The organism is Marinifilum sp. JC120 (assembly GCA_004923195.1).
GTDB lineage: Bacteria > Desulfobacterota > Desulfovibrionia > Desulfovibrionales > Desulfovibrionaceae > Maridesulfovibrio.
This window is the reverse complement of record RDSB01000001.1, coordinates 530,541-547,068: the sequence shown is the minus strand read 5'-3', so window position 1 is coordinate 547,068 and position 16,528 is coordinate 530,541. Positions and strand designations below refer to the sequence as shown.

The 16,528-nt window shown below is 47.5% G+C and carries 12 protein-coding genes; 10 read left to right on the top strand and 2 right to left on the bottom strand.

The genetic code is table 11. The features are described from left to right. Positions 1 to 129 precede the first annotated feature (129 nt). The 10 genes from D0S45_02555 to D0S45_02510 all read left to right on the top strand — a co-directional run bounded on the left by D0S45_02555 (position 130) and on the right by D0S45_02510 (position 12,230). Entirely contained in the window at positions 130 to 1,395 is a 1,266-nt protein-coding gene (locus D0S45_02555) for a PAS domain S-box protein (protein ID TIH20242.1), read from the top strand. A 322-nt stretch (positions 1,396 to 1,717) separates the two neighbouring features. Further along, positions 1,718 to 2,503: an ABC transporter substrate-binding protein gene (locus tag D0S45_02550; protein ID TIH20241.1), complete on the top strand. Its 786-nt coding sequence runs from the start codon at positions 1,718 to 1,720 to the stop codon at positions 2,501 to 2,503. Positions 2,504 to 2,554: 51 nt separating this feature from the next. After that, positions 2,555 to 3,211 carry an amino acid ABC transporter permease gene (locus D0S45_02545; GenBank protein ID TIH20240.1) on the top strand — a complete coding sequence of 219 codons (657 nt, stop codon included), beginning with the start codon at positions 2,555 to 2,557 and terminating at the stop codon, positions 3,209 to 3,211. A 9-nt stretch (positions 3,212 to 3,220) separates the two neighbouring features. Beyond that, a complete protein-coding gene (locus tag D0S45_02540) occupies positions 3,221 to 3,952 on the top strand; it encodes an amino acid ABC transporter ATP-binding protein (protein TIH20239.1) in 732 nt (243 codons plus the stop codon). A gap of 13 nt (positions 3,953 to 3,965) precedes the next feature. Beyond that, a complete protein-coding gene (gene ablA, locus D0S45_02535) occupies positions 3,966 to 5,279 on the top strand; it encodes a lysine 2,3-aminomutase (GenBank protein ID TIH20238.1) in 1,314 nt (437 codons plus the stop codon). Further along, entirely contained in the window at positions 5,269 to 6,108 is an 840-nt protein-coding gene (gene ablB, locus D0S45_02530; protein TIH20237.1) for a putative beta-lysine N-acetyltransferase, read from the top strand. Before ablA ends, ablB begins: the two co-directional genes overlap by 11 nt. 29 nt (positions 6,109 to 6,137) lie before the next feature. Next, a complete protein-coding gene (locus D0S45_02525) occupies positions 6,138 to 6,977 on the top strand; it encodes a glycine betaine ABC transporter substrate-binding protein (GenBank protein TIH20236.1) in 840 nt (279 codons plus the stop codon). A gap of 172 nt (positions 6,978 to 7,149) precedes the next feature. Beyond that, on the top strand, positions 7,150 to 9,450 hold the full coding sequence (locus tag D0S45_02520; protein ID TIH20235.1) for a hypothetical protein: 2,301 nt from the start codon (positions 7,150 to 7,152) through the stop codon (positions 9,448 to 9,450). A gap of 1 nt (position 9,451) precedes the next feature. After that, positions 9,452 to 10,864 carry an amino acid permease gene (locus D0S45_02515; protein TIH20234.1) on the top strand — a complete coding sequence of 471 codons (1,413 nt, stop codon included), beginning with the start codon at positions 9,452 to 9,454 and terminating at the stop codon, positions 10,862 to 10,864. 13 nt (positions 10,865 to 10,877) lie between these two features. Beyond that, positions 10,878 to 12,230, top strand: a complete 1,353-nt coding sequence (locus tag D0S45_02510) for an amino acid permease (protein TIH20233.1) — start codon at positions 10,878 to 10,880, stop codon at positions 12,228 to 12,230. On the opposite strand, the gene D0S45_02505 is transcribed toward D0S45_02510, so the two are convergent. Together D0S45_02505 and D0S45_02500 are read right to left on the bottom strand one after the other, a co-directional pair. After that, entirely contained in the window at positions 12,227 to 14,953 is a 2,727-nt protein-coding gene (locus D0S45_02505) for a glycosyltransferase (GenBank protein ID TIH20232.1), read from the bottom strand. The two genes, D0S45_02510 and D0S45_02505, sit on opposite strands and share 4 nt — an antisense overlap. A gap of 9 nt (positions 14,954 to 14,962) precedes the next feature. Next, positions 14,963 to 16,498, bottom strand: a complete 1,536-nt coding sequence (locus D0S45_02500) for an HlyD family efflux transporter periplasmic adaptor subunit (GenBank protein ID TIH20231.1) — start codon at positions 16,496 to 16,498, stop codon at positions 14,963 to 14,965. Positions 16,499 to 16,528: the final 30 nt, after the last annotated feature.

Here is a 16,528-nt window from a genome sequence, read left to right as displayed (position 1 = left end):
CCTCATTAAAACTACGAGTACTTATAAAAAATGCTTTTCCTGAAGGCTTGGCTTAAATTTTAGCTAAGCCTTTTTTCTGTTTCCGCCCAAAAAATCCATCCTCACTTTATTTGAATTAACCCGAATAGATTGTTAAGAAGTTATACTTCAATTAATTATCAAGCACAGGAACTCCCCGTGAGCTCAAATACAGACGACAATTTTGAACGTCTTCCCGAACCTATTTCAGAAGTCTTTGAATCCTTTTCCGACTTTATCCTTTTTACTGATGGCGGCGGGCGCATCTGTTCGGCCAGTAGTCGGGTGGTGGAGTTTTTTGGCGGTCCTTTGGACGGGCGACGTCTCTGGAATATTTTGGGCGTTGAATCATCCGGGATTGATGATTTCATTGAAGCCTACCCAGTAGCGGGGGTGCATGAGATTCCATATGGTGAAAGCGGCGGGAGCTATTCCCTGCGCTTGATTCCCCTTGCCGGGCCGTATTGTTCCGAAGGTTATGTTGCCGTTGTTACCAATAATGCTCCTTTTGTGGAATTGCACGAGGCTTACGAGGAGCGCATGGAAGATAATATTGCGGCCCTTGATGATAGTATTGCCCTTTTTAATGCTCTGTTTGAAGCGGCGCAGGACCCTACTTTTCTGGCAGATTCTTCATTTCGAATACTCACTTCCAATCCCGCCGCAGAAAGGCTTTTCGGGCGTAGTTCCGCTCTTTCCGGTAATAGTTGCTTGAGCATATTCAGCGCGAAATCTTCAAAGGTTGTGCGGGAGCATTTTGAAACCTGCACCACTGAGATTCCGGTTCCCTTTGATGAATTGCTTACCGCGAGGCATAGTTCCGGAAGGGAAATTACAGTTGAGCTGACCATGCATAAAGTGCGTCTGCAAACCGGTATAGTGTTTCATATCGGACTCCGCGACATGACCGATATTCAGCGTCTGGAAACCGGGCTGGAAGAAACACGCGAGCAGGTTGACGGCATGAACGTGGCTTTGCGTACAGTTATTGAGTCTGTAGAAGAAGAAAAAAAGGATATGCACGAAGACTTTGCCTTGCAGGTCCGCGAACAGATAATGCCAGCCCTTGACCGGATGATCAAAGAACCGGTTCCGCAGATGCGTATGAGTTTTGGGCGTTTTATCAAGGAACGGCTATCAGCACTTGCCGGGGAGACCGGTGATCAATTTGAAGACCTGCTGCTGAAATTAACTCCTCGTGAAGTGGAAATCTGCCGTTATATCGAGGCCGGAAAAGGTACTGAACGTATAGGCGAACTCCTCTCAATTACCGCTGACACCGTACGCACCCACCGCAAAAATATTCGCCGTAAGCTTGGCTTGCAGGGCAAGAGTGTCTCATTGATTTCTTATCTCAAACTTCAGATTCAGTCTTAAAGCCATTGGGTATGCCATGTACCCAATAAGTACCCAATAGATAGCCTTGTAGGTAGATGGTAAGTCTGTATTGTTCTGAGCGACGACAATATTGTCGTCAATTCTTTTACTTATCTGCATAGAAATGAAACCTGATGAGCTTGCAATAATTAATTTACGGGAAGCAATAGTTACTATTGTATTCTCTCTTATTGCATTGTTTTCATTGCTAGGTTTCTCATATGTGCATCGTAGTGAGATTCAAAGCTCCACTTCATCTTCTTATATAGTCATATATAAGAGTGTGCATCTTCAAAATTAGTTTACATATTCAGGAGAAAACATGAGACGTTTTACTGCCTTATACCTTGCGGTGTTCACACTGTTGATCGCTGTGGCTTTTACTGGTTGCGCCCAGCAGGAAAAGACCGGCCTTGCTAAGGTCAAAGAAGCCGGGGAAGTCAGCTTTGCCATGAGCGGCGGCTATCCTCCTTTCAACTTTTTTAACAAGCAGAATGAGTTGGTCGGCTTTGATGTGGATGTAGCCAAAGAAGTTGCCAAAAGATTAGGCGTGAAGCTGAAACCCGTCACCACCGAGTGGAGCGGAATTATTGAAGGGCTGCGTTCCGGTATCTATAGCGGTATTCTTGGCAGCATGGCAGCTACGGATCAGCGTAAAAAGGTCGTGGATTTTTCCACCCCGTATTACTACTCCGGCGCGCAGATGTTTGTCCGCGCAGATGCCCCTTTTAAGTCTGCTGAAGAACTGAAGGCCAAGGCAGTAGGGCTGGTTACCGGAACTACTTTTGAGCAGGACGCCAAAGACCTCGGAGTCACTGATATCCGTCTTTACAAGGATGATACCCATACGCTTACCGAGCTTTCCAGCGGCGTAATTGACGGCGTGATAACTGACCGTGTTGTGGGTGTGAACGCCATGAACAGCGGCAAATTTAAGGTTAAGCCCCTTAGTTCCCCGTTGCGTAAGGAAGACATCGCAGTCGCTTTCCGTAAGGAAGATAAAACCCTTACGGATGAGGTGAATAAGATACTTAAACAGATGCACGAAGACGGTACCCTTACTGATTTGAGTAAGAAGTGGCTTAAGGTAGATATTACCAAGAAATAGATAAAGATAAGGGGGCTTAAGGCCTCCTTTTTTTTGAGCAAAGGAAAAAAGATGTATTTCGATTTTAGTAGTCTGCCAGAGTATATTCCATATTTTCTTCCGGCAGCATGGATGACCCTTGAGATTACTGTGCTTGGTATTCTTCTTGGGTTTGTTCTCGGCCTCATTACCGTATTCATGCGCATTTCCGATAAGCGGATATTCAATCTTCCGGCCCATGCATACATCTACTTAGTTCGCGGAACCCCGCTTTTGTTGCAGTTGTTGTTTATCTATTTCGGTATGCGCAGCCTTATCGGGCTTTCCGCTCTTCCGGCTGCTGTTCTTGCTTTGGGAGTTCATAACGGGGCTTATATTGCTGAGATTTTCAGGGGCGCGATTTCCTCCATTTCCTCCGGGCAGATGGAAGCAGCGCGCAGTATCGGGATGAGTTATCCGCGGGCAATGCTCAGGATTATCCTGCCGCAGGCTTTCAAGCGTGCGATTCCTGCTTTAGGGAACCAATTTATCATCGCTTTGAAGGATTCTTCCCTTGCCAGCACAATCACCATCAATGAACTGCTGCTTAAATCGCAGCAATTAGCCTCTTCTAATTTCATGATGATGGAAATGCTGTCTATCGCCGGGGTATTTTATCTTATCTATACCGGTGCGTTCACTTTTCTTTTTCATGCAATCGAAAGAAAGCTCGATACGAGCAGGGCTTAAGGAGAAACTATGCAGGAAACTATCAGTATAGAAAATGTTCACAAATGGTTCGACGCCAACCACGTGCTCAAGGGAATTGATCTTAATGTAGGCAACTCCGACGTGGTTGTGGTTATCGGTGCTAGCGGGTCTGGAAAATCCACATTGCTCAGGTGCGTAAACCGCCTTGAAACCTACACCAAAGGCGAAATCAGCATCAACGGAGACACGGTCCCCAGCGACGAAAAGGAAATCAATTCCATGCGTAGCCGGGTAGGGATGGTCTTTCAGCACTTCAATCTTTTCCCGCATATGAGCGTGCTGGGCAACGTTACTGAAGGCCCCACACAGGTACGGAAGATGCCCAAGAAAGAAGCTGTAGATCTGGGCATGTCTTTTCTGGATAAGGTCGGCATGGCTGAGAAAGCAACTGCCTACCCGGAAACATTATCCGGCGGACAGAAGCAGCGGGTGGCCATTGCCCGGGCTTTGGCAATGGAGCCGGAAGTGATGCTTTTTGATGAACCTACTTCAGCTCTTGACCCGGAACTTGTCGGCGAAGTGCTCACGGTTATGCGTGACCTCGCTGACGACGGCATGACCATGATGGTTGTGACTCATGAAATGAATTTTGCAAATGAGGTAGCGGATTCCGTAGCCTTTATGGATCAGGGCGTGATTCTGGAACAGGATAGCCCGTCCCGTCTGTTCTCCGCTCCGGCGGAGCAACGAACGCAGGAATTCCTCTCTCAAATTTTATAAAATACAGGATATTATGACTGTTTATACAGAACGACAGGAAACACTGGCATGCGTGATTGATGATGAATCTTCCAAGTCTGATTGGACTGACTGGAAGTGGCACATCCGCAATACAATCAGGACTGTCTCCGGTTTTGAAAAAGCTCTTGGTATCAAATTCAGTGATGCTGAGCGCAAAAAACATGAGCTGACCATGCGGAAATTTCCGCTGGCTATCACTCCTTATTATCTTTCACTTATTGATGTTGAAGATTATGAAAATGATCCCGTATTCCTGCAATCTTTCCCCAGCCCGGAAGAGCTGAAGATTGAGCGTTGCGATATGACTGACCCGCTGCATGAGGATGAAGACAGCCCTGTGCCCGGTCTTACCCACCGTTACCCGGACCGGGTGCTTTTTCATATCAGTAACCTTTGCTCCATGTATTGCAGGCACTGCACCCGCAAGCGCAAAGTCGGTGATCAGGATTCCATTCCTTCCCGCGCTCAGCTGGAGCAGGGCATCGAATACATCCGCAACACTCCGCAGGTGCGTGATGTGCTGCTTTCCGGGGGTGATCCGTTCATGCTTTCAGATGAAAAGCTGGATTGGATTCTGACCAAGCTCGGCGAGATTGAACATGTTGAGGTCATCCGCATCGGGACCCGCATGCCGGTTGTTCTGCCTTATCGCATCACTGACAATCTGGTGAATATGCTCAAGAAGCATCATCCGCTCTGGATCAACACCCATTTCAATCATCCTCGGGAAGTCACTGATTCTTCCAGACGTGCTCTTGCCAAGCTGGCTGACGGAGGAATTCCTCTCGGCAATCAGAGTGTGTTGCTGGCCGGAGTTAACGATTGCCCGCGTTTGATCAAGACTCTGAACCAGAAGTTGGTCAAAAACCGGGTCCGCCCTTACTACCTCTACCAATGTGACCTTTCCGAGGGCCTCAGCCATTTCCGTACCCCGGTGGGTAAGGGTATTGAAATCCTTGAAAGCCTGCGCGGACATACCAGCGGTTTTGCCGTGCCGACCTATGTTGTTGATGCTCCGGGCGGGGGCGGTAAAATTCCGGTCATGCCCAACTATATTGTTTCTTGGGCCGCTAATAAAGTGGTGCTGCGAAATTACGAAGGGGTCATCACTACTTATACAGAACCGGAATCTTACGATAGCAATTATTGTGATCGCAACTGCGCTGATTGCAATTTGCAACTCAAGGAGGACGGAGCTGAGGAAAAAGCAATAGGTATTGAAAAACTCATTTCCGATTGGGACGATACCCTCAGCTTAACCCCCGAAGATAACGAAAGGGCGGAACGCAATTCTCATGTTGCATGATTCCATTATAATGATCGGCCGGAGTTGCGTTCAGATAGGCCCGTTCAATGACCGCATTTATCTGATGTCTCTTGCTCCTGAAGATTGTGAGGGAATCAATCTGGTTGATGTGTTGATTAATGCTGCCGTGCGCGAAGATCTTTCCAAGATTTTTGTCAAGGTTCCCGAATACCACTCGCTCCCGTTTCTTTCATGCGGTTTTGAAAAAGAGGCGCATGTTCCGGGAATGTTTGGAGACTCTGACGGTTTTTTTCTGAGCTTCTATCGTCACCAGTGGCGCAAGGAGCAAGGTAACAGGGATGAGCTTGATCACGTTCTTTCTGTTGCTGAAAGTAAAAAAGGGAAGGGGAATATCTCGACCCTGCCACGTAGTCTGTTGATGCGTAGACTCGGACCGGAAGATGCGCATGCGCTTGCGCATCTTTACGGTCAAACTTTTAAAACCTACCCGTTTCCCATTACCGATCCTGAATTCATTTGTCAGGAAATGGGTGCGGGCGTGCGTTTTATGGGCGTGTATGAAGGGGATAGCCTTGTGGGCGCTGCTTCAGCTGAAGTAGCTGCTGACGGAAACAGTGCAGAGATGACCGATTTCGCAGTTAACCCCGATTACCGCAAGGCGGGGATTGCCGGAGCGTTGCTGCGGTCCCTTGAAGATGATTGTTCCAAGTCCGGGATCAAGTGTTTTTTCACTATTGCGCGGGCTTGTTCTTATGGAATTAATTCCCTGTTTTCCAAGGGGGATTATGGTTATTCCGGGCGGCTGATCAATAATACTAATATCAGCGGCAGTCTGGAATCCATGAATGTCTGGTATAAGGTTTTGTAATTATTTTAAAATTAAGTTTAGGGGTTTGTATGTTGAAACGGATTTTACCTTTGGTTCTGCTGCTTGTTCTTCTTTCTACAAATGCATTTGCCGAGAGACTGAAAATTAAGCTGGTTACTCCTGCCTACGCGTGCGCTATTACTTCTACTAATCTAGCTGCTGCGGTTCTTGATCGCGCCGGATATGATTCTGAGATTTTGATGGTTTCAATTGCAACTATGTGGAAGGCACTGGAGATAGGCGAAGCTGATGCCACTTTAGCTGCATGGCTTCCTGCCACACATGCTCCTTACTATGACAAAGTTAAGGATAAGGTTGTCAATTATGGAGCCAACACCAAGGGCGCGAGATTGGGCTGGGTTGTCCCCAAATATGTGACCATTGATTCAATTACTGAACTTAATGCCAACAAGGATAAATTTGACGGTGAGATTGTAGGTATTGCTCCCAGTGCCGGACTGATGCTTCTTTCAGAAAAAGCGGTCAAGGAATATGATCTCGACTTTGAGCTTAAAGACAGCAGCGGTGCAGCTATGACCGCCTTGCTTGGTGATGCTATTCGTCAGAACAAATGGGTAGTTGTTACCGGCTGGTCCCCGCATTGGAAGTTCGGTCGTTGGGAGCTGAAATATCTGGAAGATCCTAAAGGTGTTCTGGGCGGAGCTGAAGAAATTGTGACTATCACACGTAAGGGCTTTGCTGATGACTATCCCGAGGCTGCTGCAATCTTGGATCGCATTTACTGGGATATCGGCGTGATGCAGGCTGAGATGTTTAAAAATGAAGAAGAGGGTGTTGATCCGCTGAAGAATGCGCAGGCCTTTTTGGACAGTCATCCTGAATTGCTGAAAAAATGGTTAGGTAAATAGTCGCTGACCATCTTTTTCCCTTATACAATTATGAATTGGCCCGAGCTTAATGTTCGGGCCTTTTTTTTTGGTAATGGCCTTAAGATTTAAAGTAGTGTACTGCTGATATTAATAAAAAAAATTTAAAAGGATGTTTTTGCTGACTAACAATTAAATATTGGGGAGCGACTGTATGAAAATTACAAAGCACATGTGGCCTGTCCTGATTGTCTCGGCGCAGTTTGAATCTAATAATGATGAAGGACTTAGACTACGCAGTCTTGAAGATGAACTGACCTCAGAACAGGAATGCTCTGTATATCCTTCATTCAGTTATGAAGACGCCATTGAAATTTTCATATCCCGCGCTGATATGGGAGCGGTGGTCATTGACTGGGATATCCGCCTTGAAAGAGATGATGAAAAGGATATCCCGGAACATCTGCTTAATGAGATACGCAAACGCAACAAGAATATACCAGTATTCCTGCTTACCGAGCGGGCCACGATGGAGAGCATTTCTACCGATGTCTTGAGCAAAATTAATGAATGCTTATGGAAGAGTGCTGAAACTGCCGAATTTTTGGCCGGACGTATTGAGACCAGACTGCTGGAGTATGTAAAATCTGTGTTTCCGGTCTTTTTCGGAGAAATGGTCAAGTATTCAGAAGCTTACAAATATGCATGGCATACGCCGGGACATATGGGCGGGGAAGGGTTCCTCAAAAGTCCTGCCGGGGTGGCGATGCATAAGTTTTATGGCGAAAATGTTTTCCGTTCTGACCTGTCTATCTCTGTTCCTGAACTGGGATCTCTGCTCGATCATAGCGGGGTTGTGGGAGATGCCGAGAACAATTCAGCCCGAATATTCGGGGCCGATCATACTTTCTACGTGCTTAACGGTACCTCCAACGTAAACCAGATTATCTGGCGCAGTCAGCTGGTGCGCGACGATATCGCTTTTGTGGATCGTAATTGCCATAAGTCTCTCAACTACGCCATGGTTATCACCGATGCCTATCCCATTTACATGGTTCCCCGGCGTAACAAGCGGGGCATAATCGGGCCATGCCGTCTTTCTGAATTTTCCGAAGAATCCATCCAGTCCAAGGTGCGCGAAAACAAACTGATTCCTGATGAACTCAAGAAGCAGAGCGTACGTATGTCCGCACTGACCAACTCCACTTATGACGGGGTTTGCTACAACGTCATCAACATCAAGAAACAGCTTCAGAAGAGCGTGGATAACCTGCATTTTGATGAAGCATGGTACGCCTACGCCCGTTTCCATCCTATGTATAAAGATCATTTCGGCATGGCAGATGATGACCGCAACGAGCATCATCCTCCCATTTTTTGTTCCCACTCAACTCATAAACTGCTAACCGCTTTTTCACAGGCTTCCATGCTCCATGTGCGTGACGGCAGTGATGTGCAGATTGATCGTGACGAGCTTAACGAATCTTACATGATGCATGGGTCTACCTCACCTCAGTACAGCATGATTGCTTCTCTGGACGTTGCCACCAAGATGATGGAGGACAGCGGTGAAGTCCTCATGCACGATACCATGGTCGAGGCTGTAAATCTGCGTAAGAAAGTTTCCATGATTGCCAGTGAAATGAAGGAAGAGGACAGCTGGTTCTTTGAGATGTGGCAGCCGGAGAAAGTTCAGGTGGGCGAGGATTTCAAGAAGTTTGAGGATGTCTCCACCGACTATCTCTGCACGCATCAGGAACCTTGGGTCTTCTCTGCAAAAGATAACTGGCATGGCTTTGAGGATATGGAAGATGAGTACGCCATGCTCGACCCCATTAAGTTGACTTTCACAACTCCCGGCTTGCTCAAAGACGGAACTATGGAAGAGGAAGGTATTCCTGCATCCATCGTTACCGACTACCTGATCAATCATGGCATAGTTTGCGAAAAGACCGACTATTATTCCTTCCTCATGCTTAATTCCATGGGCACCAATAAAGCCAAACAAGGATCGTTGCTTGCTGGACTGCTCAAGTTCAAGGAAGTCTACGATGCCAACATGGTGCTTGATGTCGTTCTTCCCGGTCTGGTTAAAGACTATCCTGAAACATATGCCGGGGTAGGCGTGAAAGATCACTGCAATGCTATCCACAATTATTATAAAGAACACAAGCTGCTCGATAAAATGCAGGCAGCTTTTCAGGTTATCCCGGATCAGGCTATTAAACCGTCCGAAGCCTATCACGCTGTAGTCCGCAAAAATGTTGAATATGTTGAACTATCGGAAATGAAAGACCGCATCCCGGCTGTCATGGTGGTTCCGTATCCTCCCGGCATTCCCGTAATCATGGGTGGGGAAATTCTTAATGATAAAGCCCAGCCTGTCTTCGATTACCTCATGGCACGTCAGGATTTTGAAAATGTATTCCCCGGATACGAAAGCGATATCCACGGCGTAGAGCGCATCGAGAGAGACGGCAAAAAGTACTTCAAAACCATGTGTTTGAAGAAGTAGAATGGGCGAATCACATTCAAAACAGAAATTATCAGTTTTTACCCTGATGATGATAAACGTAGCGGCGATTTTGTCGCTACGTGCTTTGCCCGGTCTTGCGGAATACGGCTGGGGGCTGATTTTTTATCTGGCACTGGGATCAATCTGTTTTTTCATTCCTTCGGCTCTTGTTGCGGCTGAGCTGGCTTCGGGCTGGGATGATGAAGGCGGCGTGTATCTGTGGGTAAAAGAAGCCTTTGGCCCCAAGTGGGGCTTTGTTGCGATTTTTATGCAGTGGGTGGAGAATCTGCCGTGGTTTCCGGCTGTGCTGGCTTTCTGCGGCTCGGCCATTGCGTATACTTTTGATCCGCAGCTTGCTTCGAATAAATGGTTCATTGTGGCGGTTATTCAGGTTGCTTTGTGGCTGGCAACGTTTTTGAATTTCCGGGATATGAAACTATCCGCTTTTTTCAGTTCATCAGGTGCCATTGCCGGGACAATCGTTCCCGGTCTGCTGATTATTGTGCTGGGCATTGATCATGTCGCATCCGGGGGGACGGTACAAATCCCTTTCACACCCGCCGCGCTTATGCCGGACATTGAGAGCTTGCAGCAACTGATGCTGCTGGCGGCCATGCTGATTTCATTTACAGGTATGGAAATGTCCGCAGTACACGTTAATGAAGTGCGTAACCCGGCAGTGAATTATCCCAAGGCAATTTTTGCAGCCAGTGCGCTGATTATCGGTTTGTCTGCATTGGGATCACTCGCTATCGCCATGGTGGTTCCGGCAGATGGGGTAAGTCTCAGTGCCGGAGTGTGTCAGGCTTTCGACAAGCTTTTCCAGATTCATAAAATGGAATACATGACTCCGGTCATTTGTTTTTTGATGGCTTACGGTGCGTTGACCATGGTCATCACCTGGATGGTGGGTCCGTCCAAGGGTATCCGTGAAGTTGCCCGCGAAGGTTATCTACCAAGCCGTTGGAGGAAGACCAACAAATACGGGATACCTACCAACATCTTGCTCATTCAGAGCGGGCTTTCGTCCCTTGTTTCCTGTGTCATTCTTTTTATGCCCACGGTCTCCAGTGCGTTTATGCTTATGAGCGCATTGGCCGTGCAGCTTTATCTAATCATGTATCTGCTCATGTTCGCGGCGGCAATCAAGCTGCGCTACAGCCGTCCGGGCGTGAAAAGGGGCTACACCATACCCGGTGGCAAGCCCGGAATATGGTTGGTGTCAGGACTGGCAATCGTAACCTGTATTTTCGTTTTTGTTTTCGGTTTTATTCCACCAAAAGCAGTACTTGATGAAGGTCTTACGGCTTCAGCAGGGTATATCGGATTTTTAATAGTAGGTGTTGTGGTGTTCACCTCTGTCCCGCTTTATTTTTACGGCAGGGCAGTGAGAAAGCATGCTGAACTAAAATAAAGTCGCCGAAGGCATGGAGGACCAAGATATGTCAGCTGAGCATAAGAAAATGGGTGTAGTTGCTTGTACGGCGGTAGTAGCCGGTAACATGATGGGCTCGGGCATCGCTTTGCTCCCGGCAAACCTTGCTTCCATCGGCAGTATTTCTATCATCGGCTGGGGCGTGGCTCTGGTAGGTGCGCTGGCCTTGGCTTACGTTTATTCGAGGCTGGGCATGGAAGATCCGCAAGAGGGTGGGCCCATTGCTTACTCCGGTGAGGTGGCACCTATTCTGGGATATCAGTCCGGGCTGCTTTATTACCACGCCAACTGGATCGGTAATCTGGCAATTGCCATTACCGGGGTGGACTATCTTTCCGTTTTCTTTCCAGCTTTGCAGGACCCTATGGCATCCGGCGTTACTTCCATCGCGATTATCTGGTTCTTTACCGGAATCAACATCCTCGGCGCGGATTGGATCGGCAGATTGGTTTCCGTGGGCGTCGTCTTGCTGTTAGTCCCGGTGATCATTACCGGAACAGCTGGCTGGGCGTTCTTTGATGCAGCCCAGTTTAACGCTAATTGGCTGGTGAAAGGACATACCCCGGATTCAGCGGTGCTGGCGGCAATCATCTTGTGTATCTGGAGTTTTATCGGAGTGGAAAGTGCCGCGGTTAACACTGCTGTGGTCAAGAACCCAAAACGCACAATCCCCTTATCCACCATGATCGGCACCGCATTGGCCGGGGTGGTTTATATTCTATCCTGCACAGCCATATCGGGTATGTTTCCGGCTGAGAAAATGGCTGCGTCAGGCGCACCTTTTTCCTTGGCAATGGGCCATATTTGCGCGGGGATGCCATTTTCTGAGTATGTTCCAAAGGTTGTTTCCGCTGTAACCGCTTTTGCTTGTCTGGCCTCGCTCGGTTCATGGATGATGCTGGTCTCACAGGCCGGTTCAAGGGCCGCAAGCGATGGAACATTGCCTGAAGTCTTCGGACGCAAAAACCACCACGGAACCCCGGTTATGGGGTTAATATTTTCATCAATCATGATGAGCATTCTTTTGGTGGTGCTAATGCTGCTTTCCAAGGGCGGCAACACCCAGTCCCTGTTCGGTAATATCGCGTCCATAGCCGTATTGCTGACTCTGCCACCGTACTTTTACTCCGCACTCAACCTATTGCGTCGTTATGGTTTCCACGCCAAGAAGGCATGGTTACAGATCGCATCCGCACTGCTGGCTTGCGGATTCTGCCTCATCGCACTTTCCGGCGCAGCTAAAGATGCACTTATCGGCTGCATGATAGTCATGCTCTGCACCTTTATTTTTTATGTAGGTAAGGACAGAACTGAATTTGAGCGGAAGATGAAGGAGTTGAGTTAGTTCTTCTGATTTTTACGGAAGATAACATCATTGCCGGGACCATCCGGCGGTGCCCACGCGGCTCCTCCTTTAGGCATTCTTGTCACTGCCTTCCATGGATGTGTTGCCGGGGGAGTTACCGCGCTGTCAGTCACGACGTTGTTCTGGCTGTAACCGCCGTGAAAATTTATGTCCGTGAAAAGTTCGCAGTTTTTGACTCTGTTGTTTGCGGCTCCCCATTGAAAGGCCAGATGCCGGATATTACGGGCTGTTGAGTTGCTGAGAACGTTGTTGTAGCTGCGGGCAAAACGAATATATCCGTTTCCCTGTTTGCCTTTGTTCCATGCTCCGTCGATGTGAATATTGTCAGCGATATTATCACGGCTGTTTTCGAATACCAGAGGGTGGCGACCCGCATTTATTATGTTGATGTCTTTTATTTTGCTTTTGACCGCCCAATCCAGACGTATGCCATCTATGGCGTAGGCAGGAGCAATGTTTTCGTAAGTTTCTTTTATCTTTTTACTTTTCGCTTCCGGGGCCTGTTGTTCAAGCGTAAAACCGGAAAGGGTCACATTCGAGACCGGGCTTGCAGAGCGGACCATGGTTCCTTTGGGGAAAGTGATCGGGAGGGGCTGTTTGAGTCCCACAAAACCTTTGGTAGTCCATGCCACCTCGGCAATAAAAAACCTGATCCAAGGTTTGGATTTACGCCAGTTTGTATCACCGATAGAGTCGAAAAATTCCGGCGAGTTGGCTATGCGTATCCAAATGTAAGGTGCTTTTTCCGGAAAGCCGTCTATGGCAATTGTACGATCTCCTTTGCGGGCTGCTATTTTAGTTTGCCCGACAAGTGATCCTTTTTGTCCGCCGATATCAAAAATTGCTTTTCCCTGTTCTACCTTGAGCTTGGAGATAAGTTTGGTTTTATCCCTCCCTGCACCATTAATTTTAACCGAACTTCTATTAACTCGTATCGGCTCATTAAGGATAAAAGTTCCTGCGGGGATATTGATCTCGAGCAGTTCGCTTGCAGGACAGGATTCAATCGCAGCATTTATTTCTTTACTACTGCTGGCAGTAATAGTCCGCACTGCCATAGAAGGATCGTGCGTATCCTCGGCAATTGCTTGTGGCACATTGGTGATGACCCGGCTGTAGTGGACCAGTTCGTACATGCGAGGGAGGGTGACCACTCCGGTAAGCAGTGCGCATATGGCAATCAATGCAACTTTGGTAAATGTAAGCATTGAGAAGCGGACTATTTTCCGGGCAAGTCTATTGCCGACATCCATGGTTCCCACTAGTTGTGTTTTCTTTTTCTTGTCCTTTTTGCTTGTCTTGTTCCATGATTGTTTGGCGAGATTGTGCATGTTTTGTATCTTGAGCAGTGAACCTATCCACTGGTTGTATATTGTGAGGGGAACATGAAGTATAGTCAGCTTCATGCCTTGAAGCACGTAAACCCACATCATTGCCAATCGGGCGATAACTACCCATGCAAGGTAAAAGGCTACGAAATACCATGACTGGAATATACCGAGCAGTAAAACCGCGCACGGCCCTACAAGCGGGGTAAATGCGGATAATCTCTGGTCGACAATGCACCACCAGATGAATCCTCCCATGTTTCTCGGCCCGAGCTTTATGGCCCGCCAATTGTTACGCAGCATGTTTCCGTACCAGCGTTTCATGAGCGACATGCTGGTTTTGAAAAAACTGGATTCACGGGTTTCCAGTGCAAGCACTTTTGCATCGGGAATGTAAAGCATGTCCATACGCTCTTTCAGCAGGTAGAACCATGTGGACTTGTCATCGCCCATCAAAAAACGAAATCTTCCGAAAAGCCAGTGGTCAAGGTGGTCAGCTTCAAGAAAGCGGATAAATTCTTCTTTGACGACGACGCTGGAGCGGTACATGGAGAATCGCCCGGTCATGGTTAGTACCCGTCTGGAAAGACTGTGCGACTGAAATATATGATGGCGCTGGGCGAATTTTACGGTGTACCAGTCCTGAAAAATGCTGGCGTAGTTTGGCGAAACTCCCACACTGTTGGTGGTCAATGCACCTAGGGACTTGTTGCTTCTGAAGTAGGGGAGGGTCTTTTTGAACATGCCGGGTTCGACAAGTGAGTCGCCATCCATGAAAATTACAATGTCGTTGGCAGCATCGGGGTGCCATGAGTAGGGATCGTTGTAATGCCGGGCTATGGCGCGCAGGGCATGGCCCATTGCGATTCTTTTACCCTGATTCTGGTGCATGAAAACAATATTCAGGGATGAGCCGCCCGGAGTGCTGCTGATTACTTTTGAGATGAAATGAATCTCTTCGTCAGAACCGACTGAAGCATATATGAATATCTCGCTCGGAATGGTCAGCGATTCACGGATCAGAGCCGAGAATACGAGTTGACTGACGCTTTTGTCTTCCTTGAAAGAGGGCACCATTATGTACAGTCGTTTGGGGTATTTGTCCTTCAGCGACATTGCCTCTGCGCGAAGGCGTGGAAAATATGACAAGCTATAGCGGTAATGACGGACAATATGCCACATCTGCCATGAGTAACGCCATATTCCGAAGAGTGAAAATGATATGATGATGCCGTTTTTAATGTCCCAAGCTCTTTCCGGTAGGGCGGCAAGTACTGCCCAGGCGAACAAAAGGTAGCAAGCGGTGGCTGGAATTGAAGCTTTAGCGGCTTCGTACCACGGCAGCTGATTAAAAGGATCTTCGTTTTTAACCATCGTTTATTTCTAGAAAATGTTTTTCAGCATCTTGTCGTAAGAAGTCTCAATGCTGACATTTGCACCAAGTCCTGCCACGAGAGAAGTCGGTAGATTTACCAGATTGATTTTTACCGGAACTTCCTTACGGGTTATTTCCAGACCCAGAGGGCCCGATTGTTTTGTCTTCATGGCTTTGAGTCCCATCGCTTGAACTGTGCCCTTACATGTTATGTCCAGAGACGGGATATACACCATTGCCTGTGCTCCTGGGGCTATGCGTTGTGCTTCTTCAAAAGTGAAGCTGGCCAGAATCCATGGATTGGATTTTGTTGCTGCAAGAGTGACAACATTGGTCCCTTTGTTAATATAGTTACCGGGTTCCTGTGTGATTGAGTATACTGTTCCGTCTGTCTTACTGAGCACACGGGTCTTTTCAAAAAGGGTAACCTGTCGGGCAAGATCCTGTTCGCTCATTTCCACAATCCGTTCTTGAACTTTAATTTTTGCTTCCAATTCACGGATTTGGCCCTGAACTTTGCCATCGGATAAAAATTTCCCGTTCTCTGAACTTTTTGAATTTTCTTCAGCAAGCAGAAGCTGTTCAGTAAGTGCATTTCTTTCAGCCTCAAGCGAACGCAGATCCTTGTTGCGTATATCCCAGTAAGATTTGCTTGTGGCACCAGCTTTTACAAGATCACTGGCCCGGTCAAATTCATTTTTGGCGGTGTCAATTTCAGCGACAACACCGTCTAATTTATGACGTAGCCGCTTCAGTTCATGTTGGGCCGCCTTGCGGTACATTCCTACTGATTTGGCTTCCTCCTGTAGTGCGACATAGAGGTAGTTCAGTTTTTCTTTCTCAATTTCCATTACATTTTTGCTGTCTTCTATTTTGCGGCGTAGTTCTGTGTCGTCCAGAGTAAAGAGCAGGTCTCCCTTTTGCACGGTCTGTCCTTCCTGCACCTGTATGTTGTCGAGGAAGGCTGAAATTTCAGTTGCAGAGTCAATAAGGCCGCCTGAAACTACTGCACGGGTACTGCGCGCAAGAGAGATACTGTTGTAAAAAATAAAGCTTACGAGCAGCAAGGCACTAATGATGAAGGGCATGAGTAGTACCGATCTGCCGTAAAAGCTGCGTTTGAACTGCTGACGTTCAGAGTGAGTGAGTGGGGCTTCTGTAGTAACGGCAGAGAAACCGGCCTCGACTTTTTCAATAAAACCTTCAACGTCATCTATCTGGCCTTCAATACTGGCTTTGACGTAGGATGAGAGTATGGTTTTGCCCTGTTCGGAAATAGATTCGAACGAAAAACCAGCTGATTCTTTATCTTGTCTGCGTAGCATAACTGTTGCATCGAAAGAAAGAGCCATATGTTTGAGGGGCAAGGAAAAAGACGCAGTTCCCTCCCAGTTTTCAGGAAGGATTCCTTTACATATTTCTGCCCGGACACCGTTAAGAGACCAATCAAGGACTTTATAGCGTTGGCCCTCAATTTCAATGGTGGCAGGGAGGTTTATGCGGTGTGATTTGCGCAGTGATTTATTTTCGGTACGTACTGGCAATGTGAGCTCCTGATAGTTTATCGCGAAAAA